Raw genomic sequence first — 26,418 nt, 5'->3', positions numbered from 1 at the left:
CCGCTTGTCCGGCGAGGCGGTGCCGGACGCCGGGCCGGTGTTCCGGGGAAGGCCGGCCCCGGGGTCCCGGCGGGTCAGCGGGCGGCGTCGGCTCCGGTGCCCGGTGAGGGGAGCGCGTCGAGCATCCGGCGGGTCCACGGGTGCCGGGGGTGGTCCAGGACACCGGAGACCAGGCCCTGTTCGACGAGTTCACCGCGGACCATGACGGCGACCTCGTCGGCGATCTGCCGTACCACGCCCAGGTCGTGGGTGATGAACAGCACCGCGAACCCTTCGGCGCGCTGGGTGTCGGCCAGCAGGTTGAGGAGCTGGGCCTGGACGGACACGTCGAGGGCGGCGACCGCCTCGTCGCAGATCAGCAGGCGGGGCCGGACGGCCAGGGCCCGTGCCAGGGCGACGCGCTGGCGTTCGCCGCCGGAGAGCCCGGCCGGGCGCCGTTCGGCGTAGGCGGGCGGCAGGCCGACCTGGGTGAGTGCCTGCTCGACGTGCGCGCGGACCCGCCGTCGGTGTTCGCGGCGGGGGCCGCCGGGCACCCGGCCGGCCGCGGTCAGCGCCTCCGCCAGGGTGGCTCCGACGGTACGCAGCGGGGGCAGCGAGGAGTACGGGTCCTGGAAGACGATCTGCACCCGGGAGGCCAGCCGGGCCCGTTCGGTGCGGGTGGGCAGCCGTCCGGAGGCCAGCGGCAGTCCTCCGACGGTTACATGGCCCTCGTCGAACCGTTCCAGGCCGACGGCGATCCGGGCCAGCGTCGTCTTCCCGGATCCGGACTCCCCGACCAGCGCGGTGATCCGGCCGTCCGGCACGGTCAGGGTCACGTCCCGCACCGCGGGTACGGCGGTGCCGTCGCCGGGGAAGGTACGGCGTACGCCGCTCACCCGCAGGGCCGGCTCCCCGTCCCGCTCCGGCGGGGGCGCCCCGGTGGCGGTGGTCCCGGCCGGGCCGGGTGCCGGCGGGGTGAGGTCGTCGCCGATCTCGTCCAGGCGCAGGCAGGCGGTGAGCCGGGCCCCGTCCTGGGCGCCCTGGTCGTCCCGGGGCTTCTGGGTGTCCTGGGCGGGGTCCCCGTGGGGGGCGGGCGGGGTGCGGAGCGTGACGGGGGTGGTGCGGCAGGCGGCGGCCGTGTGCGGGCAGCGGCCGGCGAACGGGCAGCCGCCGGTGCGGCTGCCCGGCGGGGGTACGGAGCCGGGGACCGTGGGCAGCCGTTCGTACCGGGTGCGCGCCGAGGGCTCGGCGGCCAGCAGGGCGGCGGTGTAGGGGTGGCGGGGGGCGCGGCGCAGGTCGTCCGCCGGGCCCTGTTCCAGGACGGTCCCGGCGTAGAGGACGTAGATCCGGTCGCAGGCGGAGAAGGCGACCGAGAGGTCGTGCGTGATGAGCAGCAGGCCCATGGCGCGCTGTTCCAGCAGGCCGCGCAGGAGGTCCAGGACGGCTCGCTGGTTGGCGGCGTCCAGGGCGGTGGTCGGTTCGTCGGCGATGAGCAGGTCCGGGTCTCCGGCCAGGGCGGCGGCGGTGGCGACGCGCTGGCGCATGCCTCCGGAGAGTTCGTGGGGGTAGTGGTCGGCGACCTCGGGCGGGAGGCCGACCTCGGCGAGCCGGCGGGCCGTCTCGGCGCGCAGGACGGCCCGCCGGGCCCTCCTGCCGCGGGCCGCGGCGAGCGCGGGCAGGTCGTCGCGGATGCCGTCGGCGATCTGCCGTCCGCAGGTGAGCTGGGGGTGGAGCATGGTGAAGGGGTCCTGCATGAGGAGGGCGACGCGGCGCCCGCGCAGGGCGTGCCGTTCGGCACGCGGCAGGTCCAGCACGTCCTGGCCGGCCAGGCGGACGGTGCCACCGGTGACGGCGATGCCGTCGGGCAGCAGGCCGGCCACCGCGCGCACGGCGAGGGACTTGCCGCTGCCGGATTCCCCGACCACCGCGACGCACTCCCCCGGCGCGACGGACAGCGCGATCCCGTCGAGGACGGTGGCGGTCCCGGGTCCGGTACCGGTCGCGGCGAGCCGCAGGCCGGTGACCTCCAGCAGGGGTGCGGCGGCGGGCGGGGCCGGTGCGGGGTCGGCGTCGTGGACGTCGGTCATCAGGGCCTCCGGTCGGAGAAGTACTCGAACAGCCGGTCGCCGAGCAGGTTGACCACGACCGCGGAGACGATCACCGCGACGGCGGGGGCCAGGGCGGCTGACGGGTTGTCGTAGAGCAGGGTGCGGTTCTCGGCGAGCATGCGGCCCCAGTCGGGGGCGCCGGGCGGGACGCCCAGGCCGAGGAAGGACAGCGAGGACAGGGCGACGATCGCGCCCGCGAAGTTGAGCATGGTGTTGGCGACGACGACGGGCAGGACGTTGGGCCAGATGTGCCGCACCATGATGGTGCGGGAGGGCAGGCCGAGGGTCCGGGCCGCCTCGACGTAGGCGCGGTGGCTCTGTTCCAGCACCGCCGAGCGCACCAGCCGGATGTCCCCGGGTGAGGTCAGCACCACCAGGACGCCGACCGCGAGGGCGTACCCCCCGCCGCCGATGCCCGCGACCACGATCGTGACGAGCAGCGCGGGCAGGGCCAGCAGCAGGTCGGCCAGGCGGCGCACGGCGGTGTCGGTGATGCCGCCGAAGTAGCCGGCCGTCAGGCCGAGGAGGTTGCCGATCAGCATGGAACCGACGGCGACGAGTGCGGCCCCGGCCAGTGTGCTGCGCGCGCCGGCGACCAGCATCTGCCAGACGTCGCGGCCGAGTTCGTCGGTACCGAGGGGGTGGCCGCCGCCGGGCATCGCGGCGGTGGCCATCAGGTCCTGCCGGTCCCAGTCGGGGTACACCCACTGTCCGGCGGCGGCGGCCGCGAGCAGCAGCAGGGCGATCACGGCGCAGACGGCGGTGAGCGGGCCGGCCGGGCCCCGGCGTCCGGACGCCTTGCGGGCGGCTGTGGTGGCGCGCGTGGTCATGCCTGCCCCTCGGTGAGTGCGGTCGGCGTGCTGCGGCCGGGACGGCGCCGGCGGCGGTCGGTGCGCAGGCGCGGGTCGGCCAGGGGGTGGGTGAGGTCGGTGGCGAGGTTGGCCAGACAGACGAGGGCGGCGATGAGGAGCGCCTCGGCCTGCACCACGGGCACGTCCTTGAAGGTCACGGACTGGACGAGGAGCTGCCCCAGCCCCGGCAGCGCGAACACCTGCTCGACCATGACGGTGCCGGCCAGCAGATAGGCCAGGACCAGCCCGATGCCGGTGGTGACCGGTACGACGGTGCCGCGCAGGACGTACCGGAACAGCACGGTGCGGGTGGGTACCCCGCGGGCCAGCGCGAAGGTCACGTGGTCGCGGGCCAGTTCGCGTACGACCGCGGCCCGGACGAGTTTGATCAGCACCGCGGTCACCGCGAGGCCGAGGGTGGCGCCGGGCAGCAGGAGGTGGAGCAGCCGGTCCGGGCCGCCGGTGCCCGGTCCGTACGCGGGCAGCCAGCCCAGCATGAGGGAGAAGACGTAGATGAGGAGCAGGCCGCCGGCGAAGGCCGGGGTGGAGAGGGCCAGGACTCCGGCGCTCTGTACGGCCCGGTCGACGGGGCGCCGGGCGCGCAGCCCGGCCAGGACGCCGAGGGGGATGCCCAGCAGCAGTGCCACGGCGAAACCGGCCAGCACGAGCTGCCCGGTGAGAGCCAGCCGGTCGCCGAGGGCCGCGGCGACGCTCTCGCCGGTGCGGATCGAGGTGCCGAGGTCGCCGCTGAAGGCGTCCGTCAGCCATCGCGCGTACTGCGTGACGAGCGGTTCGTCGAGGTGGTGCGCGGCGCGTACGGAGGCCAGGGCCTCGGGGGTGGCGCTGCGGGTGCCGAGCAGGGTGCGGGCGGGGTCGCCGGGGGCGAGCCGCAGCAGTGCGAACACGGCCAGGGAGAGGACGAGCAGCAGTCCGGCGGTGCCCGCGAGCCGTCGCAGCACGTAGCGCACGGGCAGCGCGGCGCGCAGCCTGCCGCGCCGGGAGGGCGGCGGGGCGGCCCGGGGGTGGCGGGGGTCGGTCATGGTGCTTCCTTCGGGCCGGAGGCGCCGTCCTGCGTCCGGGGGCGGGGCGTGGTGCCGTGGTGGTCCGCGGCCTCGTGGGTGACGTGCCGGGCCAGCCATTCCCCGGCGCGGGTGGCGGCGTCCAGCAGATGGGCGGGGTCCGTGAACTCGTGGCCCTCGGCGGGGTAGACGTGGAGTTCGACGGGTGCCGCGGCGCGGCGGGCCAGGGCGCGGTACAGCTCGTGCGCCTGGCCGGCCGGGGTGACCCGGTCGTATTCGCCGTGCAGGACGAGGGTGGGGGTGCCGGTCCCGCCGGCCGCGAAGAGCGGGGAGCGTTCGAGCAGGGCGGTACGGCCCTCGGGGGTGCGGGCGTCGCCGATGGCGTAGGTCTGTTCGTAGCCCCCTCCGATCACCGAGGTGTGGGCGAAGCTCAGCCAGTCGGCGGGGGCGGAGACCACGACCGCCGCGCGGAAGGCGTCGGTGCGGGCGGCGGCGAGGGCGGCGAGGAAGCCTCCGTAGCTGTGGCCCAGTACGGCTGCCCGGCCGGGGAGCGCGGCACCGCTGCCGACGAGGTGGGCGACGCCGCTGAGGATGTCGTCGAGGTCGCCGTCGCCGCAGGCGCCGACGACGGCCCGCGCGTGCTCCAGGCCGTAGCCGCTGCTCCCACGGGGGTTGGGGAGCAGGACGAGCCAGCCTGCGGCGGCCAGGGCGGGTGCCAGGCCCAGGACGTCGGCGGGGGCGTAACCGGCGGACCACTGCCAGGAGGGCCCGCCGTGCAGCACCACGGCGAGCGGGCGCGCGCCGGGGTCCGTGCCGTCGGCGGGGCGGGCGGGGGCCGGTGTGCCGGGGGCGTCGAGGAGCAGTCCGTGTACCGGGGTGCCGTCCGTCGCGGTCCAGCCGGTCTGCCGGGTCCGGACACGGGCGAGGTCGGCGTGTCCGCCGTCGCGGTGCGCGGCGGCCGGTGCGGGTGCGGTGACGGGCCGCCAGGACCAGGCGTCCGGGCCGGACGTCGGGGCCACGACGGCCTGGGGCGGTGCGCCGGGCGCCTCGCGGACGGTCGCCGCGGTCCGTCCGTCGGCGCTGAGGCTGAGGGCCGGCTGGGCACCGGCACCGGTGAGCACGGCCTGCTCCTCGTGGAGCGTGGTGACGACGGCTCCGGGGGCGGCCGGCGCACCGGTTCCGGTTGCGGCCGTGGTTCGCGTTCCGGTTGCGGTTCGTGTTCCGGTTTCCGCCGGTGCTTCCTTTGCCGGTGCTCCTGGTGCTGTTCCGCCTTCTCCTCCCCCGCCGGTCCGGATGTCCGTGACGCGGCTGCCCGTGCCGCGCAGGCCGGCGGCGAGCAGCCGGCCCGGGTCGTGCGGGTCGAGGTGGATCCAGGTGGTGTCCTCGGCCTCGGCGACCGGGGTGACACGGCCGTCGGCCAGGTCCACCAGCAGGGGGCGCCCGGCCACGATGGAGATGCCCTCGACGGCCGCGGCCCGGTGTCCGTCGCGGCTGAGCGCGGGCGCGGCGAGCTGGCCGAGGGGCTGGTGGAGGGTGACCGGGTGCCCGCCCGCGAGGTCGATGCGCGCGAGGCGCGCGTGGTAGTAGCCGGCGGGCAGCGGGTCCTCGGAGACGGTCGCGACGGCGGTACGGCCGCCGCGCCAGGCCACGTTCCAGACGGTCAGCCCCTTTGGGCCGGCGTCCCGCAGGGCGACCGGCCCGCGGGACGCCGTCCCGGCCGGCGCGTCCGGTACGGGGAGCGGTCCGTGCAGCAGGCGGCGCCATCCGGTACCGGGGCGGTAGGAGACCGGCCGGGGGTCAGGGCCGAGCCGGACCGGCAGCCCCAGGTTCATCCCGTCGCGTTCGGCTCCGTCGTCGGCCGTCAGCAGCAGTACCTCGGTGCCGTCGTCGGAGACGAGGAGGTCTTCCACCGCCCCGGGGACGGCGGCGAGTTCGCTCCGGACGCCGGTGCGGGTGTCCCAGGCGGCCAGCACGGGCAGGCCCGGCCCGTGCGGTTCGTGCACCAGCAGGACGGTCCGGGAGTCCGGCAGCCAGCGCGGGGTGTGCCGGGAGACGGGCCGGCCGTCCGGCGGGGCGGTGGGCAGCGGGAGCGCGGGGCCGCCGACGGGCGCGATCAGTACGTCGCTGCCCCAGGGCCCCAGGACGGTGACCGCGACGCGGCGGCCGTCGGGGCTGATCCTGCTGTCCAGCGGCACGGTCAGGTCCGACATGGCCGTACGGACACGGCGGACGGCTGCGGCCGGGCCTGCGGTGGTGCCGGGGGCCGGGGTGGTGTGGGGCATGTGCGTTCCGTTCGTGCGGCGGCGGGGCGGCCCGGCCCTGCCGGTGGTCCGGTCCCGTCGGGGTTCCGGTTCTTCCGGGGTCCCGGTTCTTCCGGCGGTCCGGTTCTTCCGGCGGTCCGGTTCCGCATGGCGGCCCGGGCCCCGGCCTCCGGTGCCGTCGGAGCGTGTACGGGCCGGGGGGCGGGAAGCGCGGCGGGGCGGCGTGGTGCGGATCCGTGGCCTTCGCCCCGGGGATCAGGCGGATGGGGTGCGTGCCGGGCCGGCTCGGGGGTGGCCCGCCCGGCACGCGGTCTCAGGAGGCGGCCTTCTTGACCCTGGTCGCCCAGGGGCCGACGAGCGCGAAAGGGCCAGGTTCCTCGAACACGAGGTCCTTGGAGAGCGCGGTCGCGGTCTGCGCCCACCACAGCGGCAGATAGGGCAGGTCCTCGGCGGAGGCCGTGACGGCCGCCATCAGGTGCTCACCGCGTGCGGCCCGGTCGGTCGTCCTCCGGGCGGCGGCCAGCGCCTCGTTGACGGCGGTGCTGTCGTAGTGCGGCAGGTTCGTCGCGGTGGCCCCACCGTCCAGATAGGCGTTGGTGAGTTCCGCGGGGTCGCCCGTCACCGGGTAGTACCAGAGGAACTGGAGGGGCTTCCTGCCGGGCAGGAGGCCGGCGATCCACTGCTCCAGCGTGGCTTCCTCGACGTTCAGCGTGATGCCGATCTTCTTCAGCGAGGCGGCCAGCGCGAGCGCCGCCTTGCCGAGCTGGGGCCCGCTGCTCGGATAGGTGAGGTCGAGGCTGAAGCCGTCCTTGTGGGCGGACTTCGCGAGCTCGGCCCGGGCCAGGTCGAGGTCGAAGTCCCAGCCGGGCAGCGCGTCGTACGCCTCGCGCACCTCGCCGGCGGAGAGCAGGTCGCCCCACATGTCGGGCGAGACGAGGGTGGAGGCGACGTCGGCCTTCCCGTGCAGGATGCCCCGGGTCATGCCGGCCCGGTCGGCGGCGTGGGCGAACGCCCTGCGGACGTGCACGTCGTCGAAGGGGGCCTGCGCGGTGTCGAAGGCCAGGGCGACCACCGAGCGGTCACCGGTGTAGGTGACCTGTGCGTCCGTCTCCCAGCTGCGGGCCTCGTCCGAGGGGAGGCCGAGCGCGCCGTCGACGGCACCGGACTTCATGGCGACGAGCCGGGTCCCGGCGTCGGGTACGAACGACAGCTTCAGCGACCGCACCGACGGCCGGTCACCCCACCACGCGTCGTTGCGCTCCAGGGCGACGTGGTCGTCGGCGGCGAAGGAGGTGACCCGGTAGGGGCCCGATCCCAGCAACAGGGTCCTGGGGGTGCCGACCTTCCCCTTGTTCCGGGTGAGGAATGCCTTGCTGCTGATCAGCAGGGTGCCGGGGGTCGGGGTCCAGGCGAAGGCCGCGTCGGGGTTCTTCAGACGCACGGTGATCTCCCGGGCGCCGGTGGCCTTGACGGAGGCGACGTCGGCCCAGGCGTAGGCCAGGGCGCTGGCCTCGTCCCGGGCGGCCTCGACGGAGGCGAGCACGTCGTCGGTGGTGACCGGCGTGCCGTCGGAGAACTCCGCGTCGCGGCGCAGGGTGTAGACGTAGGTGGTGGCGTCGGGCTGCTTCCAGCTCTCGGCGAGGCCGGGACCCAGCTTGCCGCCGGGACCGACGGAGAGCAGGGATTCCTGGGCCAGGCAGGCCACCACGTAGTTCAGGATGCCTGACTCGCGGCTGACGTCCAGGGTCGAGACGGACGAGGGCAGGGCCAGGGTCAGGGTGTCGACCGGGGTGTCGGTGCCCTGTGCGGGGGACCGGCCGGCCGCGGCGGCGCCCTCGGGCCGCTGCGGCGAACACGCCGACAGGATCGCCGAGACGGCGAGCACACCGATGCCCGCTCCTGTCGCGCGCAGGACACCGCGCCGCCCGATCCGTCCGCCAGGTTCCGAATGCACGGGAACCACCTATCCACTCACCCCGGGCGTCCACTGAGAATGCCCAACTGGGCATGGAAGGTATACGTGAAACTTTGAGAGTGTCAAAGGAGTCCTAGGATCCGGTCACCTCTGACCGGATTGGCCCATATATGGCACGCTTCGAGTCGGCCCGGGAGGGGCGGGACCTCCATGCAGCTGATCACCCGTCAGCTCCGCTGCGCCCGCCGCCCGCCTCCCGTACGCACCGGTACCGGTCCGGCCGGTGCGCCGGGTCAGATCACCCGGAAGAGGTCCGCGGCGGCGTGGACGTCGGTGAAGTGCTCCACGGAGCGGAGGTTGTCGCACAGGGCGTCCAGCACCGAGCCGGCTTCGGCGGCGCGCGGGGCGCCGACGGCCACGCCGAAGACCCGGAAGCCCAGCCGGCGCTTGGTGTCGTTCCAGACGCGCATCCACTCCTCGGTGACCTCGCACTCGTCGTCGGTGATCATCACGATGTCCCCGCGCATGCGGGCGGCACCGTCGGCCTCCTCCTCCAGCAGGTCGCAGGCGGCCGTCAGCGGGGTCTGGTAACTGGTGCCGCCGCCGAGGAAGGTCTCCGCGAAGTCGAGGACCCGGTCCGTCCCGGCGGGCCGGCCGGCCGGGAAACGGAAGACCTGGATCCTGTCGGCCGCGGAGAACAGGATGCCGACGAAGTCACGTCCGGTGTGACGGGCCTGGTCCAGCAGGGCCAGGGCGCACGCCTTGGCCCACGCCTCCCGGGTGACGCCGCCCGGCCCCGCCGCGTACATGGAGTGCGAGGTGTCCACGCAGGCGATGACGGCGCCCCGGCCGGTGTCCTGTTCGCCCTGGCTGTCGTAGAGCATCAGCTCTCCGGCCGCGTAGCGGGCGGCGAACACCGCGCGCGGTCCGGGCAGGGCGAGGCCGGCCAGCTCGAAGGGGACGACCCGGGTGAGGTCGTTGCCGAGCGTGACGCCCACCAGTTCCCCGGTGGCGCCCTCCACCTTGCGGGCACGCTCGCCGGCGGCCATCTGCCGGAAGCGGCCGATCAGTTCCGACCACTGCGCGAGGCGGCCGGTGCGCAGGCGGTCGGCGAGACGCGCGCGCCGGTCGAACGGCATCCGCTCCAGCTCGCCCGGGCCGACACCCCACGCCCGCATCGTCTCCGCCTCCTGCCGGGCGTCCCGGGCGGCCTTCGCCGCCGCGTTCCGCGCACCGGCGCGGATGGCCGGCGCCGCGGCGGCGAAGGCGTGCGCGGCGTTCGCGGCCGCCTGCCGGGCAGCGGCCTCGGCGGCCTTCGCCTTCTCGGCCGCCTGCCGTACGGCGTCGGGGAGCGGGTCCGGCACACCGTCCTCCGCGCGGGCCTCCCCGGCGGCCCGCCGGAGCTCCTCGTCCGCGGCCGCCGCCGCGTCCTCCGCGTCCCGCCGCGCCCTCTCCGCCCGTTCGGCCTGTTCCTGGGCCGTCCGGGAGCGCTCCAGCATCCCGCGCAGCGCGGGCGCCTGGGCGAGTACGGCCATGGCGGCGGCATACGGGTCGCCGGCGGTCTCCCGGCGCAGTCCGGCGAAGTCCGGGGCCTCGGTCAGCGCGGTGACGATCCGGTGGTTGACCAGCCGGGAGGGGTCCATCTCCGTAGGCTCGCGCAGCCGTGTGGCGGCCTGGTAGGCGGCCAGGAACACATCGGCCAGGAGGTCGGCGGTGTGGTCGTGGCTCTTCTCCAGCTCTGCCGCCAGGTCACGCAGCCCGGCCGCCTGCGCGCGGATGTCGTCCCAGGTCATCCGGTCGAACCGGTCGGCGGCCACGGCCCCGGTGTGCCGCCCGGGAGCGGCGGGCAGGGCCGGCGGCCTCCCGGCGTGGTCCGCCGGGAGGCCGGTCCCGTCCGGTGCGGCGCCCGTCACCCCGGTCCTCCCCGCGCTCAGAACCGGGCCTGCACGGTGCTCGCGTCCACACCGAGGGCCTCGGTGAGGACGCGGGCGCGGACGGCCCGCTGACGGCCGGCGACCCGGTCGATGGTGGCGGTGGAGCGGCCGGCTCCCGCAGCCTCCACGCGCAGTTCCTCCAGCCGCCTCCCCGCCGTCGCCAGCTTGTTGTGGGCCTTCTTGATCACCCATTCGCTCAGCGCCTCACGGGACTGCCCGGCCATGGCGTCGAGCTGGGCCTCCAGTTCCTCGATCGTGTCGGCTAGGTCGAGGGCTTCCCCGGCGTCCGGGTTGACCAGTTGCAGCACCTCGCGTTCGACGGTGGGGCGTTGGGCGGGGGAATCCCACAGCACGTGCGTCAGGACCGACAGGTCGGCCGGGGTGACCGCCGGGCGGCCGTCGAGGTACGCGGACGCCTGGAGCAGGCCCACAGCCTGCCGCCAACGGCGGTCGGAGGCGACGAGTTCCTTGCGGCGCAGGGCGGCCCGCAGTGTGCACACGGCGTCCACGATCGCGTCGGGGACCTCCACGGCCGGAACGGCTTCGGTGACGGCGTGCTGCAGGGCGGCCAGCCCGAGGGTGGTGCGCGCGGGTGGTGCGGGGCGGCGGACCGCCGAACGGACCAGCGCGGTGAAGTTGGAGGGGTCGGCCAGGTATCCGACCTCGATCCGTACCAGCAGCCGGTCGTAGATCGCGGCCGTGTCCTGCCCGCCGGGCAGTTCGTTGCTCGCGGTGATGGCCCCGATCAGGGGGCAGCGGATCGGTTCACCGCCGCTCTCGGGGTGGTAGATCCGCTCGTTGAGATAGCCCAGCGTCTCGTTCAGCGCCGCCGTGGAGCACTTGAATATCTCGTCGATGAACGCGATGTGGGCGGTCGTCGCGCGTCCTTCGTAGACCTGCCGGTATTCGCCCCGGGCCAGGGCCGCGACGTCGACGGGGCCGAACATCCTTGTCGGAGCGGTGAACTTCGAGAGGAGGATCTCCCAGTAGGCCGCCCCCTCGAACCTGCCCGTGAGCTCCCGGGCCATCTCGGACTTGGCGGTCCCGGGCGGGCCGAGCACGAGTGAGTGCTGTCCGGCCAGCAGCGTCACCACGAGGGTCCGCACCACGTCGGCCCGTTCGTAGAAGCGGTCGGACAGCTCGTCGCCGATCGCCCGCAGCCTCCTGGCCGTGTCCTGCGCGTCCATGGTGCACCCCCTCGCCCCCGGCACCCGCCGGGGCCTCGATCCCATCATGGGAAGGGGATCCGTGTCAGGGCCGGGGCCGGGACCGGCGGCGGGGCGGGGGTCCGTGTCAGGGCCGGGGGCCGGCGGCGGGGCGGTGATCCGCGCGTCCCCCGGCGCCCCGTGGGGGCAGCAGACGGCGGGCGACGGGCAGCGGGCGGCGGGGCCGCACCGGCCGCACACACGCCGCCCCTGGCCATACGAGTGCCCCGGAATCCGGCAACCCGCGCGTTTCCGTTGCAACATGGGCGAAATGCCTAGATTGTCCGGCATGGAAAAGACGAAACGGCGTAGCGCCGCCCCCCGGGTGTTCCCCGCGCGCTCCGCGCTCCTCACCGCGGCGGGTGCCGCGTGTTCGGGTCTGCTGGCCACCGCGGCGCTGGCCGGCGCCGGCCCGGCGTCCGCCCTCGCCCGCGTCCCGGTGACCATCGGCAACCCCGTCGCCGGGAACAACGGGTTCGGGGTGGTCACGGAGAACGACGCCACCCTCGGCAGCACGGAATCGGAAGGCCCGGTCGCGGTGGGGGGCGACCTCACCTACGGCGAGGGCTACAACGTCGCCCTGAACGACACCGGTACGTTCGTCGCTCCCGGGGACACCCAGCCGACGGCCCTGCTCGTCGGCGGTGCGGTGAACCACGCGGGCAGCAGCCCGACGGGCGTCCTGCGCGTCCTGCGGGGCGGCTACGTCAAGATCGGCGACACGACGACCAGCGACATCCTCACCCAGGACGAGAACGGCGCCTCCGTCAACACCCAGGTGGTCGCGGACGGCGCGTCCTACAACTCCACCCCGCGCATCGAACTGACCACCCAGCAGTCGGCCGCCTCCGTCGCCCAGTCCGGCCTCATGGACTTCACGTCCCTGTTCGCCACCTACCGCGACCGTTCCGACACGATGGACACGTGCGCGACCACCGTGACACTGCTCGACGGGAACAACGAGCCGCTTCCCGACCAGGATGTCATCCCGCCGGGTACGGACGTCCACATCGCCCTGACCGAGGGCCGGACCAACGTGGTGCGGCTGACCGGGGAACAGCTCAACAACATCGGCAACCTCACCTTCCTCGACGAGCCGGACGCCGACACCCCGGTGCTGTTCAACATCGACACCACGGCGACCGGCGGCGTCTACGCCTGGGACGTCCCCAACCTGGCGGGCGTGTCCGGGGCCAACGCCCCGTACATGCTGTGGAACTTCGCCGACGCCACGGACATCACCATCGTGGAAGGCGACTCGTTGGAGGGGACCGTCTACGCCCCTCGGGCGCTCCTGACCGACCTCGACCCCAGCAACATCGAGGGCGACATCATCGTCCGCGAGCTGGTCGCCGGTCCGATCACGGGCGCGGGCGCCCCGGTGAACGCGGGTGAGATCCACTACTTCCCGTTCGACGCCGATCTGAGCTGCGACACCATCGACCCGCGCCCCTCCGACGGAGCGGTGAGTGTGGAGAAGACCGACGCGGAGACCGGCGAGCCCCTCGCGGGCGCCGAGTTCGTCCTCTGGGAGGAGACGAACGGGACCGAGGGCCTGCAGACCACCGGAACCTCACCGGACACGCGCGTCGACGGCGGCGCCTGCACCACGGAAGACCTGGGCATCTGCGCACGGGTGGTGCCCCCCGGCACCTACTACTGGCAGGAGACCGCCGCCCCCGACGGCTACGAACTGCCGGATCCCTCCGTGTTCGGCCCCCTCGTGCTGACCGAGGAGAACGCCCAGGAGGGGGTGAGCGTCGTGGCCACGAACGAGCGGATGCTCCAGAACCCCGGGACGGGCACCATCGAGGTCGTCAAGACCGACGCGAAGACGGGTGAGGAACTGCCGGGCGCCGTGTTCGAGCTCTGGGAGGAGACGAACGGAACCGAGGGCCTGCAGCAGGACGGAGCCGGCCCCGACACCCGGGTCGGAGCGGGATGTTCCACCGACGCCGACGGCAGCTGCGTCTTCGGTGACCTGGAAGAGGGAACGTACTACCTGGTCGAGACGGACGTCCCCGAAGGGTACGAGTTGCCCGCCGACCCCGTGACCGGTCCGTACACGGTCGATGAGGACGACGAGATCACCGTGGAGCTGGAGAACGAGCGCGGTGAGCACGGCAAGGGCGGCAAGGACGGCGAGGACTGCGAGGAGGAGCCCTACGGCGGCTGACCGGCCTGCGTGAGGAGAGCCGCCTGATCCGGTCGAGCGGTCCGGTCTTCCCCGGGGAAGGCCGGACCGCTCGCCGTTCCGCACGGTCCGCGGCCGCGCACGCTCCGGGGCGCGTACGGACCGGCCGCACTCCGGGGCACGTACGGCCCGGCGGGGGCCGAGCCGTGCGCGGGGCGCGCGTACCGGGGCGGGAGCGCACCGCCGTGCGCGGAATCCGCCCTCCACCGGACGTTTTGCGCGCGGCGCCCGGGTGAATGCTCGTGGCGAGCAGCCGGCCCCCACCCCAGGGACACTTCATGCGTGTACGGAAGCCCGCCCTCGTCGCAGCCGCAGCGGCCGCGGCTCTCTCGCTCGCCGCCTGTGAGGGGGAGGACGGTCACGACGGCGCCTCCCGCCCCGCACCCGGGGCGGGTTCGCAGGCCCCGTCCGCCTCCGCCCCGGCGGATCCGGGCGGGGAGAGCAGCCCCGAGGCCCCCTCCGGCGGCGACGGCGCGACCCGGGGAAGCACGGCGGCCCCGCCCCCCGCCACGGCGTCCGCGACCGTGGCGGAGGGGATCTGCCGCACCTCCCGGCTCGCGTTCAGCAGTTCGGGCGGGATGGCGGAGGGCGAGGTGCTGATCACCTTGAGGAACACCGGCTCCACGCCGTGTTCGATGCGGGGGTTCCCGGGCCTGGACCTCAGGGGCGGGGAAGGCACCGTGAGCGCCGCGCGCAGCGACCGTACGGTCCGCACGGTCGCGCTGGCCCCGGGTGAGGCGTCGAACTTCGCTCTGCACTTCCCGCCGAACCTCAGCGGCGGCTCCGGCGTGACCTTCACGACGGCGGTGGTGACGCCGCCCGACGAGACGCGGTCGCACACCATGCCGCTCACCGTGAACGTGGCCGCGGGCGCCACCGCTTCCCGCATCACGGTGGATCCGGTGGGCTCGGGCAAGTAGCGGGCGGAGAGGTCAGCCGGCGGGCGGGACGAATTCCGGCTGGTCGAGCAGGCGCAGCCAGCTTCCGTCCGGCTGGCGCCGGACGACCTGCGCGCGGGCCCCGGTGCCGTCCTTCGGCGGGGTCGAGGTGAGGGCGATGCCGCCGCTGATCAGCGTGGGCAGCGGCTGTTCCTGCTCGAAGTGCGGGCGGGCGGCGAGCACTTCCTCCCACAGCGCCCGGATCGCCTCCCGTCCCACGGTCCGGCCGCCGGGCGGATAGGCCAGTACCGCGTCCTCCTCGTAGAGGGCGGCGACACCGGCCGCGTCACCGGCGTTGGACCGTTCGACGAACAGACGGGTGATGTCCTCGGGCCGCATGGCCTTCTCGTACTCCGGCTCGTACTCCGGCATGGTCGCTCCTGTTGTCGGGGTTCGGTGTCTCCAGCGTGATCGCCCCTGAATCAGAAGTCCAATAGATGGTTCGGCTGGAAACTAGAATCTCCGGTCATGGATCTCAGGCAGTTGGAATACTTCGTCGCGGTGGCCGAGGAGCAGAACTTCACCCGGGCCGCCGAGCGGGTGCACATCAGCCAGTCCGGTGTCAGCGCCCAGATCCGCCGCCTCGAACGTGAGCTCGGCGCGGAGCTCTTCGACCGGTCGGGGCGTACCGCCACGCTGACCGTCGCGGGGGAAGCCGCCCTCGGACACGCGCGTGCCGCGCTCGACGCGGCCGGCGCGGTCGGCCGGGCGGTGGACGAGGTGGCGGGCCTGGTCCGGGGCAGGCTCACGGTCGGTACGGTCATGGGCTGCACCCTCGCGCCGCTGTTCGACGCCCTGGCCGCGTTCCACCGCGCGCATCCGGGGGTGGAGATCTCGCTGTCGGAGGAGAACTCCGACCGGCTCGTCGAGGGGGTGCGCGCGGGTGCCTACGATCTCGCCCTGACAGGTGCGGCGGCCGCCGCCCCCGACGGGCTGGAGGCGATGACGGTCATCAGCGAGCGGCTCGTGGCGGCGATGCCCGCCGCCCACCCCCTGGCGAAGGCGCGGCGGATCACCCTGCGCGACCTGGTCGCCCACCCGATCGTGTGCATGCCTCCCGGCACCGGGCTGCGCGCCGCCTTCGACGGCGCCTGCTCCGTACGGGGCCTCCGGCCCGTGATCGCCCTGCAGGCCGGAGCCGCGGACGCGGTCGCCGGACTCGCCGCCCGGGGGCTCGCCGTCGCCGTCCTCAGCGAGTCGATGGCCGCGGACCACCGCGATCTGCTCGTGGCCCGCACCATCGACGACGTCGAGACGCCCGCCCTGCTCGCCCTGGTCTGGAGGAGCGCGCCCGGCCCCGCCGTGCGTGAGCTGCTGACGCACGCACGCAGGGAGTTCGGGCCGGCGTAAGGCCCTGCCCGGGTGAGGACGGCGCCCGCCGGCCCCGGCCCTTTCCGCGGCCCCGCGCCTCTCCCCCGCCGCGTCCTCCTACCGTGTCGCCTCCGCGTCCGTGGCCGCCGTGTCCGTGGCCGCCGTGTCCGTGGCCGCCGTGTCCGTGGCCGCCGTGTCCGTGGCCGCCGTGTCCGTGGCCGTAGCCGCCGGACCCGTCGTGAACGGCAGGAGGAGCCGGGAGGGGTGCTCGGCGTCGCGGTAGATCTTGTGGGTGACGGGGCGGCCCACCGGCAGGTGGAAGGCGTCCGGCGGCAGCAGGGCGTTGTGCTCGTCGGCCGGTGGTTCGGCGTTGGAGAGTTCCACGACCAGCCGGTGACCCGGCAGGAACGTCGCCCCGAACGGGTAGACGCGCAGCACGTACTCCTCGATCCTGCCCGGTTCGACCGGTACCGCGCGGGTGTGCGGGTGGCGGGGGTCGCCCTCCGTGGTGCGCTCCTCGTCGAGTTCGCGGTGCGACGCCTTGAGGTAGGCGGTCGTGATGAGCTGCCGCCTGCCGCCGGGGGCCTCGTCCCACAGGCGCAGGATGAAGTTGGTGTCGGGCTGGTCGATCTCGGCGAACAGGTGTGCCGCGCCCTGGCCGATCATCTCGGTGGGCTCGGTGAACGGCTCGGTGGACCAGCTGAGGATCTCCACCTTGTCGGTGACGGTCAGCGGCGCCTGGTAGAAACCGTCGGGCACCGCGTGCTCGGCGCCCATCGCCTCGGGCTCGAAGGACAGCTTGTGCCGGGGGCGCAGGTAGAGCGGGCGGTGCTCGACGTCCTTCGGCGGCCACTGGGCGCCGGTGACGTACTGCCGGGAGCCCTCGACGTGCACGGTCACCGCCGGCTCGTCCATGATCCCGTTGTCAACGCCCTTCAGCCAGTACTCGTACCAGCGGAACATCTTGTCGTGCTCTTCGACGAAGGGCCGGGACTGCATCGGCGGGTAGGGGCCGATGTCGAGTTTCCTCGGGCCCTTGAGCGCGTGGTAGAGCTCGATGGTGCCGTCCATCGTCCAGCCGCGGCCCTGGTCGATCTGGAGCCAGACCGGGATGCCGATGTCCGGTGCGAGGGTGACCGGGTTGCGCTCCTCGTACCACGGGCCGTCGACCTCGTTCATCACGATGTCGAACCACGCCTCGTGGTTCTTCGGGTAGTTCAGCACGTGGACCAGGTTGGACCAGGCGGCCACGTCCGGGTCCTTCAGGCGTTCGGCGACGCGCTCCTTGATCTCCTCGGGTGAGAAGGTCTCCAGCATGCGGGACTTGACGCCGTCGGTGAAGGCCCAGCCGGAGTCGCCGCCTCGGCCCTCGCGGGCGGCACGCGGCATGAACCACATGACACCGCCGTGGTAGGTGGTCTCGTAGAAGTCGTAGTGGCCGCCGCTGACGAAGATCGCCTTGAGGGACGGCGGACGCTCGGCCGCGGCCAGTACCTGCATCGAGCCGAAGTAGGAGATGCCGATCATGCCGACGTTGCCGTCGCACCAGGGCTGCGCGGCGACCCATTCGATGAAGTCGTACGCGTCCTGGCCGAGCGGGACCCCGCCGGCGTTGTAGTTGCCGATGTGCTCGCCCTCGGAGGCGCCGGAGCCGCGCAGGTCCCCGATGACGTGGACGTACTCCTCCTCGACGACCCGGGCGATGTCACCGGCCTCGATACAGCCGTCCCACATCGGGCTGGGGCGCCGCTGCGGCGGCGTGGTCAGCGCGAGGGCCTGGAGCTCCTTGCCGTAGGGGCTGAGCGCCACGAGTGCCGGGCGCGGCTTGTCGTCGGTGCCGCTGTAGGCGTCGGCCGCCAGCATGACGCCGTCGCGCATCGGCACCCGGAGGTCCTTGCGGACGGCGATGTCCTGCCGGCCTGCCCGGATCGTCTGGAAGTCGGTCATGAGTGCGAAACTCCTGTACTACGAGGTCTGGTCGTGCTGTGTGCGGTAGCCGTGCAGCGAGGTGAAGAACGGCGAGGGTTCCAGCGTGGGATCGCCCCTGTAGCCGAGCTCCTCGGCCACGGGGGCGAACGGCGAGTACGGCGAGCCGGTCTCCCGGAGGCCGGCCGCCAGGCAGGCGCGGGCCGCCGCGCCGACACGGCTCTCGGCGGCGAGGCTCTGGGTGATGGCCTCCCGGGCCTCGGCCGCGTCGAGTCCGACGCCGTAGGGTGTGCCGTCGGCACGGCGGTAGGGGTGGCCGAGGTACAGGTGCCGGGGGCGGATCTCGTCGCGCAGGTAGGTGAGGCCGGCGCGGTAGCCGGCCGGGTCGGTGTAGCCGGGGAAGCCGTTGGCCGCCCCGTGGACCTGGACGGCGTCGCCGGTGAACGCCGCGCGCTGCCCGTCGAGGACATAGGCGACGGAGCCGGGGGTGTGGCCCGGGAGGGAGTGGACCGACACCTCGACGCCGCCGCCGAGGGAGAGGGTCTCGCCGCCCTCGACCAGCAGGGTGGGTTCCATCTCGCCGGAGATGACGGCGTCGGCGGCGGCCCTCACCTTCGCCTCGCCCTCCGGGTCGCCCAGGTACCGGCCCCGCCCGGTGAGGTACTCCTCCACATGGGCGCGGCGGGAGCGGAGCATCGGTGCGTCGGCCTCGTGGATCACCACCCGGGCGCGCCGGCCGGTGAGTTCCCACAGAGCGTGCGCCCCTCCGATGTGGTCGATGTGGCCATGGGTCAGCAGGATCCAGCGCACGTCCTCGATACGGCGGCCGATCGCCTCCAGGGCGGGGGCCATCCCCTCGGCGGGCGAGGAGGCGATCCCCGTGTCCACGACGGCCGGTTCGGGTGCGTCGATGAAGAAGCTGTAGAGGCCGAACCGGCCCCAGGGCGACACCAGGGGGTGGACGTCGGCTGCGTGCGTCATGGCTCTCCTTGCGAACGGGTACGGGCGGCCGGGTCAGCGCCGGCCGAGGAAGTCACGCGTCTCCTCGAAGACCCGGTGGTACTCCGGGATCCGGGAGAAGTGCTGGACGAACCCGTGGCCCGCGCCCGCGTAGCGGCTCACCGTCGCCTCCACTCCGGCCTCCGCCAGCCTGTGGCCGTAGAGTTCGCCCTCGTCCCGCAGGGGGTCGTGCTCCGCGGTGACGATCAGGGCGGGCGGCAGCCCGGTGAGGTCGGCCCGCTTGACCGGGGAGACCAGCGGGTCGGCGGGGTCGGCTCCGCTGTCGGTGTAGAAGGCGTTGAAGGACTTGAGTCCGGCCGTCTCCAGGCCGTAGCCGACGGCGTTCTCCCGCAGCGAGGCGTAGCGGCCGGCGTCGAAGTCCAGGTCGAGGGAGGGGTAGTAGAGCACCTGGTGGGTGATCCGGTGGAAGCCGTCGTCGTGGGCCCTGGCGGCGACCGCCGCGGCGAAGTTGCCGCCGGAGCTGTCACCGGCGACGGCGAGCGTCGTGCCGTCCCAGGCCAGGCCGTTCGCCTCCTCGGCGACCCAGCGCACGACGGCGTAGCAGTCGTCCAGGCCGGCCGGGAAGGCGGCTTCGGGGGCGAGGCGGTAGCCGACGGAGACGACCCTGAGTCCGGTCTCCCGGGCCAGGGAGCGCGCGATGTGGTCGTGTGTCTCCAGGCTGCCGAGGAAGAACGCGCCGCCGTGGAAGTAGACCAGTACGCCGTACGGGCCGGCCTCGGCCGGGGTGTAGATCCGCACGGGCACCTCGCCCGACGCGGTGTGCGCGGTCATGTCCCGGACCGTGTGGAGGGGCAGGCGCTCGCCGAGCGGGGTGAGGTGCGCCTCGTCGCCGGCTCGCATGGCGGCCGGGTCGAGGGGCCCTTCGGGCGGGGCCGGGAGGGAGGCGAGGAACGTGGCGATCTCGGGGTGCAGGGCCATGGTGTCAGCCCCGTGCCGTGACGGCCGCGGGCTTCTGCCCGGGGAAGACGTCGTTGATCTCGTCCTCGGTCCATCCCGAGCGCGAGATGCGCTGCAGCTCGTCGGTGACCGGTTTACGGGTCGCCTGGTAGAGGGCCAGCCCCTCCCGCGGGGTGTCCGCCTGCCGCAGGGCGTCGGCGAGGGCGCCGGCGTCCTCGATGGCCGAGTTCGCGCCCTGGCCCTGGTGGTGCAGCATCGAGTGGGCCGCGTCGCCCACCAGGACGACGGATCCGGAGTGCCAGGTGTCGACCGGGTCGATGTCGTAGACGGCGCGGATGTTCACGGTGTCCATGTCGAGGTTGCGGGTGATCTCCACGAGACGCTCGTCGAAGCCCTCCACCGTCGCCAGGAGGTCCTCCTTGGTGACCTGCGGGGCCCAGGTGCTGTCCGGGCACAGGGCCGTGATGTCGAACGACACGGCGTTGCGGTGGCGCAGCGGGAGCAGGTAGACCTTCGTGCCCCTGCCGATGTACATCCGCAGGTTGTCGTCGACGACCATGCCCTGGGCGTCGTCCACGGAGATGACGGCGCGGTAGGCGTGCTCGCCGGAGAACACCGGGCCCTTGTCGCTGAACAGCTCCTGGCGTACCACCGACTTGATGCCGTCGGCACCGACGACCAGGTCGGCCTCGGCGGTCCTGCCGTCCGCGAAGGTGAGGACGGAGCTCTCGCCCTTGTCCTGGACGGACTCCAGCTTGTGGCCGAGGTGCACCATGCCCTCGGGCAGCACGCCCAGGAGGGCTTCGATGAAGTCACCGCGGTGGATCAGACGGGTGCGGGTCTGCCCGCCGGCGGCCGGCCAGCTCTCCTTCATGATCGGTTCGGCGGTGGCCGTGAGGATCTCGAAGTACTCGCTCGGTGAACTCACCCGCGCGATCGCGTCGAAGATCCCCCACTCCTGGAAGCGGTTCATGGTGGCGGGGCGCAGACCGATACCGGCGCCGACCTCGCGGATCCGGTTCGCCTGCTCGTAGACGTCGACGTCCGCGCCGAGCAGGCTCAGCGCCTTGGCCGCCGCCGCGCCGCCGTATCCCGCCCCGACGACGGCGATCTTCAGGTTCTTCAGGTCCGAGGGATGCATGGTCACTTCTTTTCTGGGCGGGGCGCGTCGTCGCGCCCTGGGGTCCTGGGGGGGGTGGGGCGGTGACCGGCTGCGGTCAGCGCCGGATCGTCAGGAAGGCGGCGGGGTTGTCGACGAAGACGGTCCTGATCGCGGCCTCGTCGAGGCCGGCGGCGCGGAGGTCCGGGATGAGGTCCTCGAAGATGTAGTTCACGGTGTGGCCCTTCACTCCGGGCCAGCCCAGCGGGCTGCAGTTGGCGTCGGCGGAGGCGAGCACCTTGTCCAGGTGGCCCTCGCCGATGAACCGGAGGAAGTGGTCCAGGCGTTCCTTGCGCGGGCGGGCCCAGAACGGCGGGTCCTCCAGCTCGGTCTCGTAGCCGAAGGTGTCGAAGCCGACCCGGCCGCCCTGCTCCGCGATCCAGGTGTCGCGGGTCTTCTCCGCGTTCACGCCGTCGTCGACGTGCCCGAACAGGACGCGGTCGAGAGGCAGTCCCTCCTCGGCGAAGATCGCGACCGCGTTCTCGGCGTCGATGGCGAGATGGGTCAGGACCGGTACGCCGGTGGCCAGGGCGGCGCGGGCGGCGGCGCGGTAGATGCGCTTGTCCAGGTCGGTCATGCGGCCGCCGCGGCTCACGCCGACCTTGATGACGCCGGCGCGGCCACCGGTGCCGCCGATACCGACGGTGATCTCGTGGACGAAGTGCCCGGTCAGGTACTCCACGCTCGCCCGGGCGAAGAACGGGAGGGCGGTGTCGCCGCCGACGAAGCCGGTGGAGGCGATGATGTGGACGCCGGTCTTCTTCGACAGGGACCTGTAGTAGTCCACGTCACGGCCGTTGCAGATGCCGGTCGCGTCGACGAACGTGCCGCCGCCGTACTCGTGGAAGGCGCGCAGTTTCGGGACGGTCTCCTCGTAGCGCTGCTCGGGGGTCTTCCACCACCTGGTGTCCAGCTCGGAACCGGGCATGCCGTATCCGATGTGCTCGTGGACGGCCACCAGGCCGAGTTCCTCGGCCGGGATCGTCCCCAGGACGGTGTTCACTTTCGACACAACGTTCACCTTCAGAAAAATCGGGACTCGGATGTCGTTCGGCGTCGCGCGGTCAGCGCACCGACAGCAGCTCGCGCGGGTTGTCGACGAGGAGGCGCCGGACGTCGCCGTCGCTGACGCCCCGTGCCGTGAGGAGGGGGACGAGAGCCGTCAGGACGTGGCTGTACGGGAGGTCGTTGCCCGGGTGGCCCTGGGCCACGCCGGTCGCGTTGCCGGAGAGCAGGATCCGGTCGCCGAAGCCGGCCTCCACGAGTACGACGACGAGGTCGGCGCGCTCGGCGTCGGTGAGGTGGACCCCGTCCCGGGCGCCGGCGTGGTCGAGGGCGACGTAGGCGCCGAGGCGGGCGGTCTCCAGGGGCGCGCCGGCGGCGACGGCGTCCTTGCGGTCGAGCCCGCCGACGACGACCCGGCCGGCCGGCAGTCCCTCCTCCAGGACGACGCCGAGGTCGTGCAGGGCGTCACCGCCGTAGCGGACGGAGAGCGCGACACCGGTACGGAGGGCGGTCCGGGCCGCACCGCGGAAGAGGCTCTCGTCGGTCGCGGTCATGCCGCCGGCCGTGGCCGCGGTGGCCACCAGGCCGGCGGCCGCGCGGCGCTCCACACGGGGGACCACCATGCCCTCGGTGATCTCCTGGGTGAAGAGGCCGGCGAACCTGTCGGCGGGCCAGGGCGTCGGCGGGTTGGTCTGAGGGGTCAGGAAGTAGCCGCCGAGCAGCTCCTCGGGCCCCTGTCCCGTCGAGGCGACGATGTGCACGCCGGTCGTGCGGGAGAGGGCCTCGTACAGCGGGAGGTCCCTGCCGTGGAACATGCCGGTGCTGTCGACGACCGTGCCGCCGCCGTGGGCGCGGAAGTCCCTCAGCTTCGCGGCCAGGGTCTCGAAGATCCCGGCGCGGTCGAGGGTGATGTCGAAGGCGTGTTCCGCGCCCGGCAGTACCGACAGCAGCGCCTCGTGGACGGAGACGACGCCCAGTTCCTCGGCCGGCACCGGGCCCAGGACGGTGTTCACGGTCTTGCTCTTGACGCTCATGCCTGCCTCATGTGTCCGGGGTGGGTGCGCTGCACCCTGTGGCTGCGGTCACCGTAGCCATTTGCTTTACACGGCGTCAATGAAATGAACATCAAGAAAAAATAATGCACTGGAGGCCAGGCGTCCTTGGGTGCCGCCGCCCCCTCGTCCTGTCGTTGCGCCGTTCCGCTGTTCCGCCGCCCCCTCGGTCCGCGGCCCCGCCGAGCGCGGGTCACCCGCGGCCCCGGCATCCGGACGCGCGGCAGGCGGCACCCGTCGCACAGGGGCCGGTCGTCCCGTGCGGAAGCGTCCGGCCCGTCTCGTTCCGTACCCTGGCGCTATGCGCATGCGTCCCACACTGAGCTGGACTCCCCCCGGGGACCTGCCCCCGGGCACCACGGATCTGGAACCGGTCGCCGACGCGCTGGGCCGCGGCGGCGTGCTGGTGCTCAGCGGGGCGGGCCTCTCCACGGAGTCGGGCATCCCCGACTACCGGGGTGAGGGCGGGAGCCTGAGCCGGCACACACCGATGACCTACCAGGACTTCACCGCCGACGCCCTGGCCCGGCGCCGGTACTGGGCGCGCAGCCACCTCGGCTGGCGTACCTTCGGCCGCGCCCGCCCCAACGCGGGGCACCGGGCCGTGGCCGCGTTCGGGGAGCACGGCCTGCTCTCGGGTGTGATCACCCAGAACGTCGACGGTCTGCACCAGGCCGCGGGCAGCGAGGGCGTCGTGGACCTCCACGGGAGCCTGGACCGGGTCGTGTGCCTGTCCTGCGGCGACGTCAGCCGGCGCCGCGACCTCGCCCGGCGGCTGGAGCAGGCCAACCCGGGCTTCGCCCCGGTGGCCGCGGGGATCAACCCGGACGGCGACGCCGACCTCACCGACGAGCAGGTCGGGGATTTCCGCGTGGTGCCCTGCACGGTCTGCGGCGGCGTCCTCAAACCGGATGTGGTGTTCTTCGGCGAGGCCGTTCCCCCGCCGCGGGTCGAGCACTGCCGCAGGCTGGTCCGTGAGGCCGCTTCCCTGCTGGTCCTGGGCTCCTCGCTGACGGTGATGTCCGGGCTCCGGTTCGTCCGCCAGGCGGCCGGGGCGGGGAAGCCGGTGCTGATCGTCAACCAGGACCCGACCCGGGGCGACGGGCACGCACTCGCCCGGGTCGCCCTCCCGCTGGGAAGCGCCCTCACCACCGTGGCCGGCCGGCTGGGCGTCCCCGTCGCCCCGGGGACGGCGGGGGCCGGGTGAGCCGGTGGCGAGCCGGCCGCACCGGAGCGGGCCGGCGCCGAGCATCACCATCGACAGGCCGTGCGGCCGCATGGCGTCCTTCCCGGAGCCGATGCGCGGGCCGGTCACCAGGGCGGGGGCGAGGCCCGACGCCCCGCACGCGATCTCCACGACGAGACCCCTGGCGAAGCCCGGGGCACCGAGTGAGTCCGCGATCCACCCGCCGGGCCCCACACCCGGTGCGCGACGGGGACGTACACGAGCAGGGCCCACAGCACAGGCCCCCTGGTGCCTCCGGCACGTTTCATCGCGTGAAGCCGACCGGGACCTCACCGGGAACGGGCGCGCGGCCTGTGCCGCCCCGTCCGGAGCGGCGGACGGGGCGGCGGACGGGGCGGCACAGGCGCGGGAAGGTGCGAAGAGGAACGGCGGGGATGCGGGAAGGGACTACGGCGTCACCCTGTCGCCGCCGAAGGTCACGACGAGGGAGCCGTCCTCGGCGAAGGACCAGTCCATCGCACCCGGGTACGCGGAGCAGGCCGGACCGTTCGAGCCGGTCCAGAACTGATTGGAGCCGTCCGCGTCGCCCACGGTCTTGTCGTTGGACCCGTCGTCGTCCCGGCACGAGACATTGCCGCGGAAGACCGAAGTTCCCTTGTCGAAGGAGAAGTTGCGCTCGGCGTTGTCGATGCTGACGTTGTCCGACACCGCCATCGAGCCCGGGTTGCTGTTGTAGGTGAACCCGTGATGGCCGTTGCCGTAGGCGATGTTGCGCCGGACGATGTGGTCGACCTCGATGCCGTCGCCGCCCAGCTTGTAGCCGTTGCGGTCGCCGTCCTCGTTCACGGTCCCGTCGGAAAGGGTGCCGTTGGCGTAGGAGAGGGAGTCCTCGATGGTCACCGGGCCGATGGGGCCGGTCTCCGACTTGGTGTAGAGGTCCCAGCCGTCGTCGATGTTGTTGTGGGACACCGTGTAGCGGAAGACGTTCCCCGGGCCGGAGGTGAGCTTCGAGGCGAAGCCGTCGGCGTCCTCCCCGTCGGAGTCGGCGTTGTCGTGGGACTCCGAGCTGAGGATGAGGTTGCCGGCCGGCCACTCGTCCTTCGGGGTGTCGGAGGCGATCCGCGAGATCTGCAGGCCCGAGTCGTGGTTGAAGCGCGTCACGACCCGTTCGATGACGTTGTCACTGCCACCGACGAAGATCCCGTTGTCCCCCGCGTGTTCGACGACGATGCCGTTGACGTGCCAGTACGTTCCGTTCACGGCCAGCCCCCGGTTGGCCGGGTCCTCCGCCATCTTCGAGAAGTCGAGGACCGGGGTCTCGCCGGGGTAGGCGGACAGCGTCGTACGGGCGCCCGGCGTACCGTCGTTGCCCGGCGGGATGGTGACCGTCTCGGAGTAGGAGTACGTCCCGCCGCGGAGATAGATCGTCCCGCCGGACGGGACGCGGCTGATGGCCGAGGCCAGCGTCGTCGGGTCGGACTGCGTCCCCGCCGCGCCGTCACCGCCGTCCGGGGCCACGTACAGGGCATCGGCTGCCGTCCGCACCGAGTCGGCCGCCGCGCGCGTCCCGGTTCCGTGGGGGGAGGACGCGGCCTGGGCCATGGGGCCGGACAGGGCGATGAGCGTGCCGGCCAGCAGGCCGGCGCACGCGAGGGCGGGCTTGGTCTTCTGCATCGTTCGTCTCCAGGTCGGGTTGGTCCGTCTGACCAGTGGGGGGCGGAGGGGCGAATCCAGGAACTGGCCGGCGCCCTGGCCCGGTCGGGCCCGGGAGCGTCCCGCTGCACGTCCGTGTCCGCGCGAGGGGTCCGGTCCTTCCTGCCGCGGCTCCGATGTGACCGCCCGTCTGGTCCAGTCCCTGAACAGACGGCGCGGCTGAATACCTCACCGGATGGGGGGCAAGCGCTTTCTGGTACCCGTTCAGGACAGTAAGTGTATGACGCGAGCACGTCAATAGACGTGTACGTGACCAACATTCATGAATCTGAACAGTTGCCGATCCCATCGGCTTCGGTGGACCCTGCGATCCCGACCGCCGGTTCAGACCCTGGACCCGAACAGCCCCGCCGGGGCCCTCCTCGCGGCAGAGGCGTTGACGGCGGCATGCGCGGAACCCATGGCGGCACGTGGTACGCCTCCTTCACCGCAGGGGGCGCGGGCGGCGCCCGGCCGATCAGGCCGTACGTCCTGGAGTGCGCCGCCGGAAATCCGGTCACGGGCACCTGGAGGGAGAAGGGCCGTATCGCGCTGCCGTTCGATACCTGCCTCCCTGGACGCGACGGCCTTCGTCGTGAACGGCACCCGCTACCTCGTCCGGGCGCAGAACGGCCCGGCCACCGGCCCCGGCACGAACCCCCGCACGGCGCGGATGTCCGGTCCGTGGGCCGTCACGGGCAGACCGGTCATGCCCGGCCGGCCACCTCGTGGGGGTCGCCGGAGGCCGGACGGTCGACGAGGACCC

Annotated in this window: 19 protein-coding genes and 1 pseudogene; 4 read left to right on the top strand and 16 right to left on the bottom strand. The window is 73.5% G+C overall.

Features of this window, described 5'->3' with window-relative positions; translation table 11 throughout:
* Nucleotides 1–74 precede the first annotated feature (74 nt).
* The 7 genes from CP967_RS32895 to CP967_RS32865 form a co-directional block, all read right to left on the bottom strand.
* Nucleotides 75–2,066, bottom strand: a complete 1,992-nt coding sequence (locus tag CP967_RS32895; RefSeq protein WP_150491465.1) for an ABC transporter ATP-binding protein — start codon at nt 2,064–2,066, stop codon at nt 75–77.
* Nucleotides 2,066–2,917 (bottom strand): ABC transporter permease, encoded by an 852-nt coding sequence (locus CP967_RS32890; protein ID WP_150491464.1) that lies wholly within the window; start codon nt 2,915–2,917, stop codon nt 2,066–2,068. Before CP967_RS32890 ends, CP967_RS32895 begins: the two co-directional genes overlap by 1 nt.
* Nucleotides 2,914–3,978 carry an ABC transporter permease gene (locus tag CP967_RS32885; protein ID WP_150491463.1) on the bottom strand — a complete coding sequence of 355 codons (1,065 nt, stop codon included), beginning with the start codon at nt 3,976–3,978 and terminating at the stop codon, nt 2,914–2,916. The genes CP967_RS32890 and CP967_RS32885 overlap by 4 nt, the downstream gene beginning before the upstream one ends.
* Nucleotides 3,975–6,239, bottom strand: coding sequence for a S9 family peptidase (locus CP967_RS32880; protein WP_229888446.1), 2,265 nt, complete (start codon nt 6,237–6,239; stop codon nt 3,975–3,977). Before CP967_RS32880 ends, CP967_RS32885 begins: the two co-directional genes overlap by 4 nt.
* Nucleotides 6,240–6,531: 292 nt before the next feature.
* Nucleotides 6,532–8,172, bottom strand: coding sequence for an ABC transporter substrate-binding protein (locus CP967_RS32875; protein ID WP_150491462.1), 1,641 nt, complete (start codon nt 8,170–8,172; stop codon nt 6,532–6,534).
* A 254-nt stretch (nt 8,173–8,426) separates the two neighbouring features.
* Nucleotides 8,427–9,926: a VWA domain-containing protein gene (locus tag CP967_RS32870; protein WP_150492160.1), complete on the bottom strand. Its 1,500-nt coding sequence runs from the start codon at nt 9,924–9,926 to the stop codon at nt 8,427–8,429.
* A 137-nt stretch (nt 9,927–10,063) separates the two neighbouring features.
* Nucleotides 10,064–11,254, bottom strand: coding sequence for an AAA family ATPase (locus CP967_RS32865; protein ID WP_150491461.1), 1,191 nt, complete (start codon nt 11,252–11,254; stop codon nt 10,064–10,066).
* Between the two features lie 307 nt (nt 11,255–11,561).
* Between CP967_RS32865 and CP967_RS34980 the strand changes: the two genes are divergently transcribed.
* Together CP967_RS34980 and CP967_RS32855 are read left to right on the top strand one after the other, a co-directional pair.
* A complete protein-coding gene (locus CP967_RS34980) occupies nt 11,562–13,448 on the top strand; it encodes a choice-of-anchor A family protein (RefSeq protein WP_229888445.1) in 1,887 nt (628 codons plus the stop codon).
* Nucleotides 13,449–13,744: 296 nt separating this feature from the next.
* Nucleotides 13,745–14,386 (top strand): DUF4232 domain-containing protein, encoded by a 642-nt coding sequence (locus tag CP967_RS32855; RefSeq protein WP_150491460.1) that lies wholly within the window; start codon nt 13,745–13,747, stop codon nt 14,384–14,386.
* A 12-nt stretch (nt 14,387–14,398) separates the two neighbouring features.
* On the opposite strand, the gene CP967_RS32850 is transcribed toward CP967_RS32855, so the two are convergent.
* Nucleotides 14,399–14,776 carry a YybH family protein gene (locus CP967_RS32850; RefSeq protein WP_150491459.1) on the bottom strand — a complete coding sequence of 126 codons (378 nt, stop codon included), beginning with the start codon at nt 14,774–14,776 and terminating at the stop codon, nt 14,399–14,401.
* Nucleotides 14,777–14,872: 96 nt separating this feature from the next.
* Here CP967_RS32850 and CP967_RS32845 point away from each other — a divergent pair, with 96 nt between their 5' ends.
* On the top strand, nt 14,873–15,754 hold the full coding sequence (locus CP967_RS32845; RefSeq protein ID WP_150491458.1) for a LysR family transcriptional regulator: 882 nt from the start codon (nt 14,873–14,875) through the stop codon (nt 15,752–15,754).
* A 78-nt stretch (nt 15,755–15,832) separates the two neighbouring features.
* Here the strand turns inward: CP967_RS32845 and CP967_RS32840 are convergent, their stop codons facing one another.
* The 6 genes from CP967_RS32840 to CP967_RS32815 all read right to left on the bottom strand — a co-directional run bounded on the left by CP967_RS32840 (nt 15,833) and on the right by CP967_RS32815 (nt 22,756).
* Complete coding sequence (locus CP967_RS32840; protein ID WP_229888444.1) at nt 15,833–17,662, bottom strand: CocE/NonD family hydrolase; 1,830 nt, start codon at nt 17,660–17,662, stop codon at nt 15,833–15,835.
* 18 nt (nt 17,663–17,680) lie between these two features.
* Nucleotides 17,681–18,622 carry an MBL fold metallo-hydrolase gene (locus tag CP967_RS32835; protein ID WP_150491457.1) on the bottom strand — a complete coding sequence of 314 codons (942 nt, stop codon included), beginning with the start codon at nt 18,620–18,622 and terminating at the stop codon, nt 17,681–17,683.
* Between the two features lie 33 nt (nt 18,623–18,655).
* On the bottom strand, nt 18,656–19,579 hold the full coding sequence (locus CP967_RS32830) for an alpha/beta hydrolase (protein WP_150491456.1): 924 nt from the start codon (nt 19,577–19,579) through the stop codon (nt 18,656–18,658).
* A gap of 4 nt (nt 19,580–19,583) precedes the next feature.
* Nucleotides 19,584–20,699, bottom strand: coding sequence for an FAD-dependent oxidoreductase (locus tag CP967_RS32825; protein WP_150491455.1), 1,116 nt, complete (start codon nt 20,697–20,699; stop codon nt 19,584–19,586).
* A gap of 76 nt (nt 20,700–20,775) precedes the next feature.
* Entirely contained in the window at nt 20,776–21,729 is a 954-nt protein-coding gene (locus CP967_RS32820; RefSeq protein ID WP_150491454.1) for a phosphotriesterase family protein, read from the bottom strand.
* A 52-nt stretch (nt 21,730–21,781) separates the two neighbouring features.
* Nucleotides 21,782–22,756 (bottom strand): phosphotriesterase family protein, encoded by a 975-nt coding sequence (locus CP967_RS32815; RefSeq protein WP_150491453.1) that lies wholly within the window; start codon nt 22,754–22,756, stop codon nt 21,782–21,784.
* Nucleotides 22,757–23,075: 319 nt separating this feature from the next.
* Here CP967_RS32815 and CP967_RS32810 point away from each other — a divergent pair, with 319 nt between their 5' ends.
* Complete coding sequence (locus tag CP967_RS32810) at nt 23,076–23,981, top strand: NAD-dependent protein deacetylase (RefSeq protein ID WP_150491452.1); 906 nt, start codon at nt 23,076–23,078, stop codon at nt 23,979–23,981.
* Between the two features lie 15 nt (nt 23,982–23,996).
* On the opposite strand, the pseudogene CP967_RS32805 reads toward CP967_RS32810, so the two are convergent.
* Both CP967_RS32805 and CP967_RS32800 read right to left on the bottom strand, forming a co-directional pair.
* A pseudogene (locus CP967_RS32805) lies at nt 23,997–24,235 on the bottom strand (ammonium transporter); the annotation flags it as partial.
* 172 nt (nt 24,236–24,407) lie between these two features.
* Nucleotides 24,408–25,634, bottom strand: a complete 1,227-nt coding sequence (locus CP967_RS32800) for a right-handed parallel beta-helix repeat-containing protein (RefSeq protein ID WP_150491451.1) — start codon at nt 25,632–25,634, stop codon at nt 24,408–24,410.
* Nucleotides 25,635–26,418: the final 784 nt, after the last annotated feature.

The organism is Streptomyces nitrosporeus, from assembly GCF_008704555.1.
GTDB lineage: Bacteria > Actinomycetota > Actinomycetes > Streptomycetales > Streptomycetaceae > Streptomyces > Streptomyces nitrosporeus.
Note: the sequence above shows the minus strand (reverse complement) of the source record. Positions and strands in the feature narration are given on the sequence as shown.

Bases quoted from the DNA above. Each gene is read 5' to 3' on its own strand.
- CP967_RS32895 (WP_150491465.1), bottom strand. From the start codon at position 2,066: ATGACCGACGTCCACGACGCCGACCCCGCACCGGCCCCGCCCGCCGCC.
- CP967_RS32890 (WP_150491464.1), bottom strand. From the start codon at position 2,917: ATGACCACGCGCGCCACCACAGCCGCCCGCAAGGCGTCCGGACGCCGG.
- CP967_RS32885 (WP_150491463.1), bottom strand. From the start codon at position 3,978: ATGACCGACCCCCGCCACCCCCGGGCCGCCCCGCCGCCCTCCCGGCGC.
- CP967_RS32880 (WP_229888446.1), bottom strand. From the start codon at position 6,239: ATGCCCCACACCACCCCGGCCCCCGGCACCACCGCAGGCCCGGCCGCA.
- CP967_RS32870 (WP_150492160.1), bottom strand. From the start codon at position 9,926: ATGACCTGGGACGACATCCGCGCGCAGGCGGCCGGGCTGCGTGACCTG.
- CP967_RS32865 (WP_150491461.1), bottom strand. From the start codon at position 11,254: ATGGACGCGCAGGACACGGCCAGGAGGCTGCGGGCGATCGGCGACGAG.
- CP967_RS34980 (WP_229888445.1), top strand. From the start codon at position 11,562: ATGGAAAAGACGAAACGGCGTAGCGCCGCCCCCCGGGTGTTCCCCGCG.
- CP967_RS32855 (WP_150491460.1), top strand. From the start codon at position 13,745: ATGCGTGTACGGAAGCCCGCCCTCGTCGCAGCCGCAGCGGCCGCGGCT.
- CP967_RS32850 (WP_150491459.1), bottom strand. From the start codon at position 14,776: ATGCCGGAGTACGAGCCGGAGTACGAGAAGGCCATGCGGCCCGAGGAC.
- CP967_RS32845 (WP_150491458.1), top strand. From the start codon at position 14,873: ATGGATCTCAGGCAGTTGGAATACTTCGTCGCGGTGGCCGAGGAGCAG.
- CP967_RS32840 (WP_229888444.1), bottom strand. From the start codon at position 17,662: ATGACCGACTTCCAGACGATCCGGGCAGGCCGGCAGGACATCGCCGTC.
- CP967_RS32835 (WP_150491457.1), bottom strand. From the start codon at position 18,622: ATGACGCACGCAGCCGACGTCCACCCCCTGGTGTCGCCCTGGGGCCGG.
- CP967_RS32830 (WP_150491456.1), bottom strand. From the start codon at position 19,579: ATGGCCCTGCACCCCGAGATCGCCACGTTCCTCGCCTCCCTCCCGGCC.
- CP967_RS32825 (WP_150491455.1), bottom strand. From the start codon at position 20,699: ATGCATCCCTCGGACCTGAAGAACCTGAAGATCGCCGTCGTCGGGGCG.
- CP967_RS32815 (WP_150491453.1), bottom strand. From the start codon at position 22,756: ATGAGCGTCAAGAGCAAGACCGTGAACACCGTCCTGGGCCCGGTGCCG.
- CP967_RS32810 (WP_150491452.1), top strand. From the start codon at position 23,076: ATGCGCATGCGTCCCACACTGAGCTGGACTCCCCCCGGGGACCTGCCC.
- CP967_RS32800 (WP_150491451.1), bottom strand. From the start codon at position 25,634: ATGCAGAAGACCAAGCCCGCCCTCGCGTGCGCCGGCCTGCTGGCCGGC.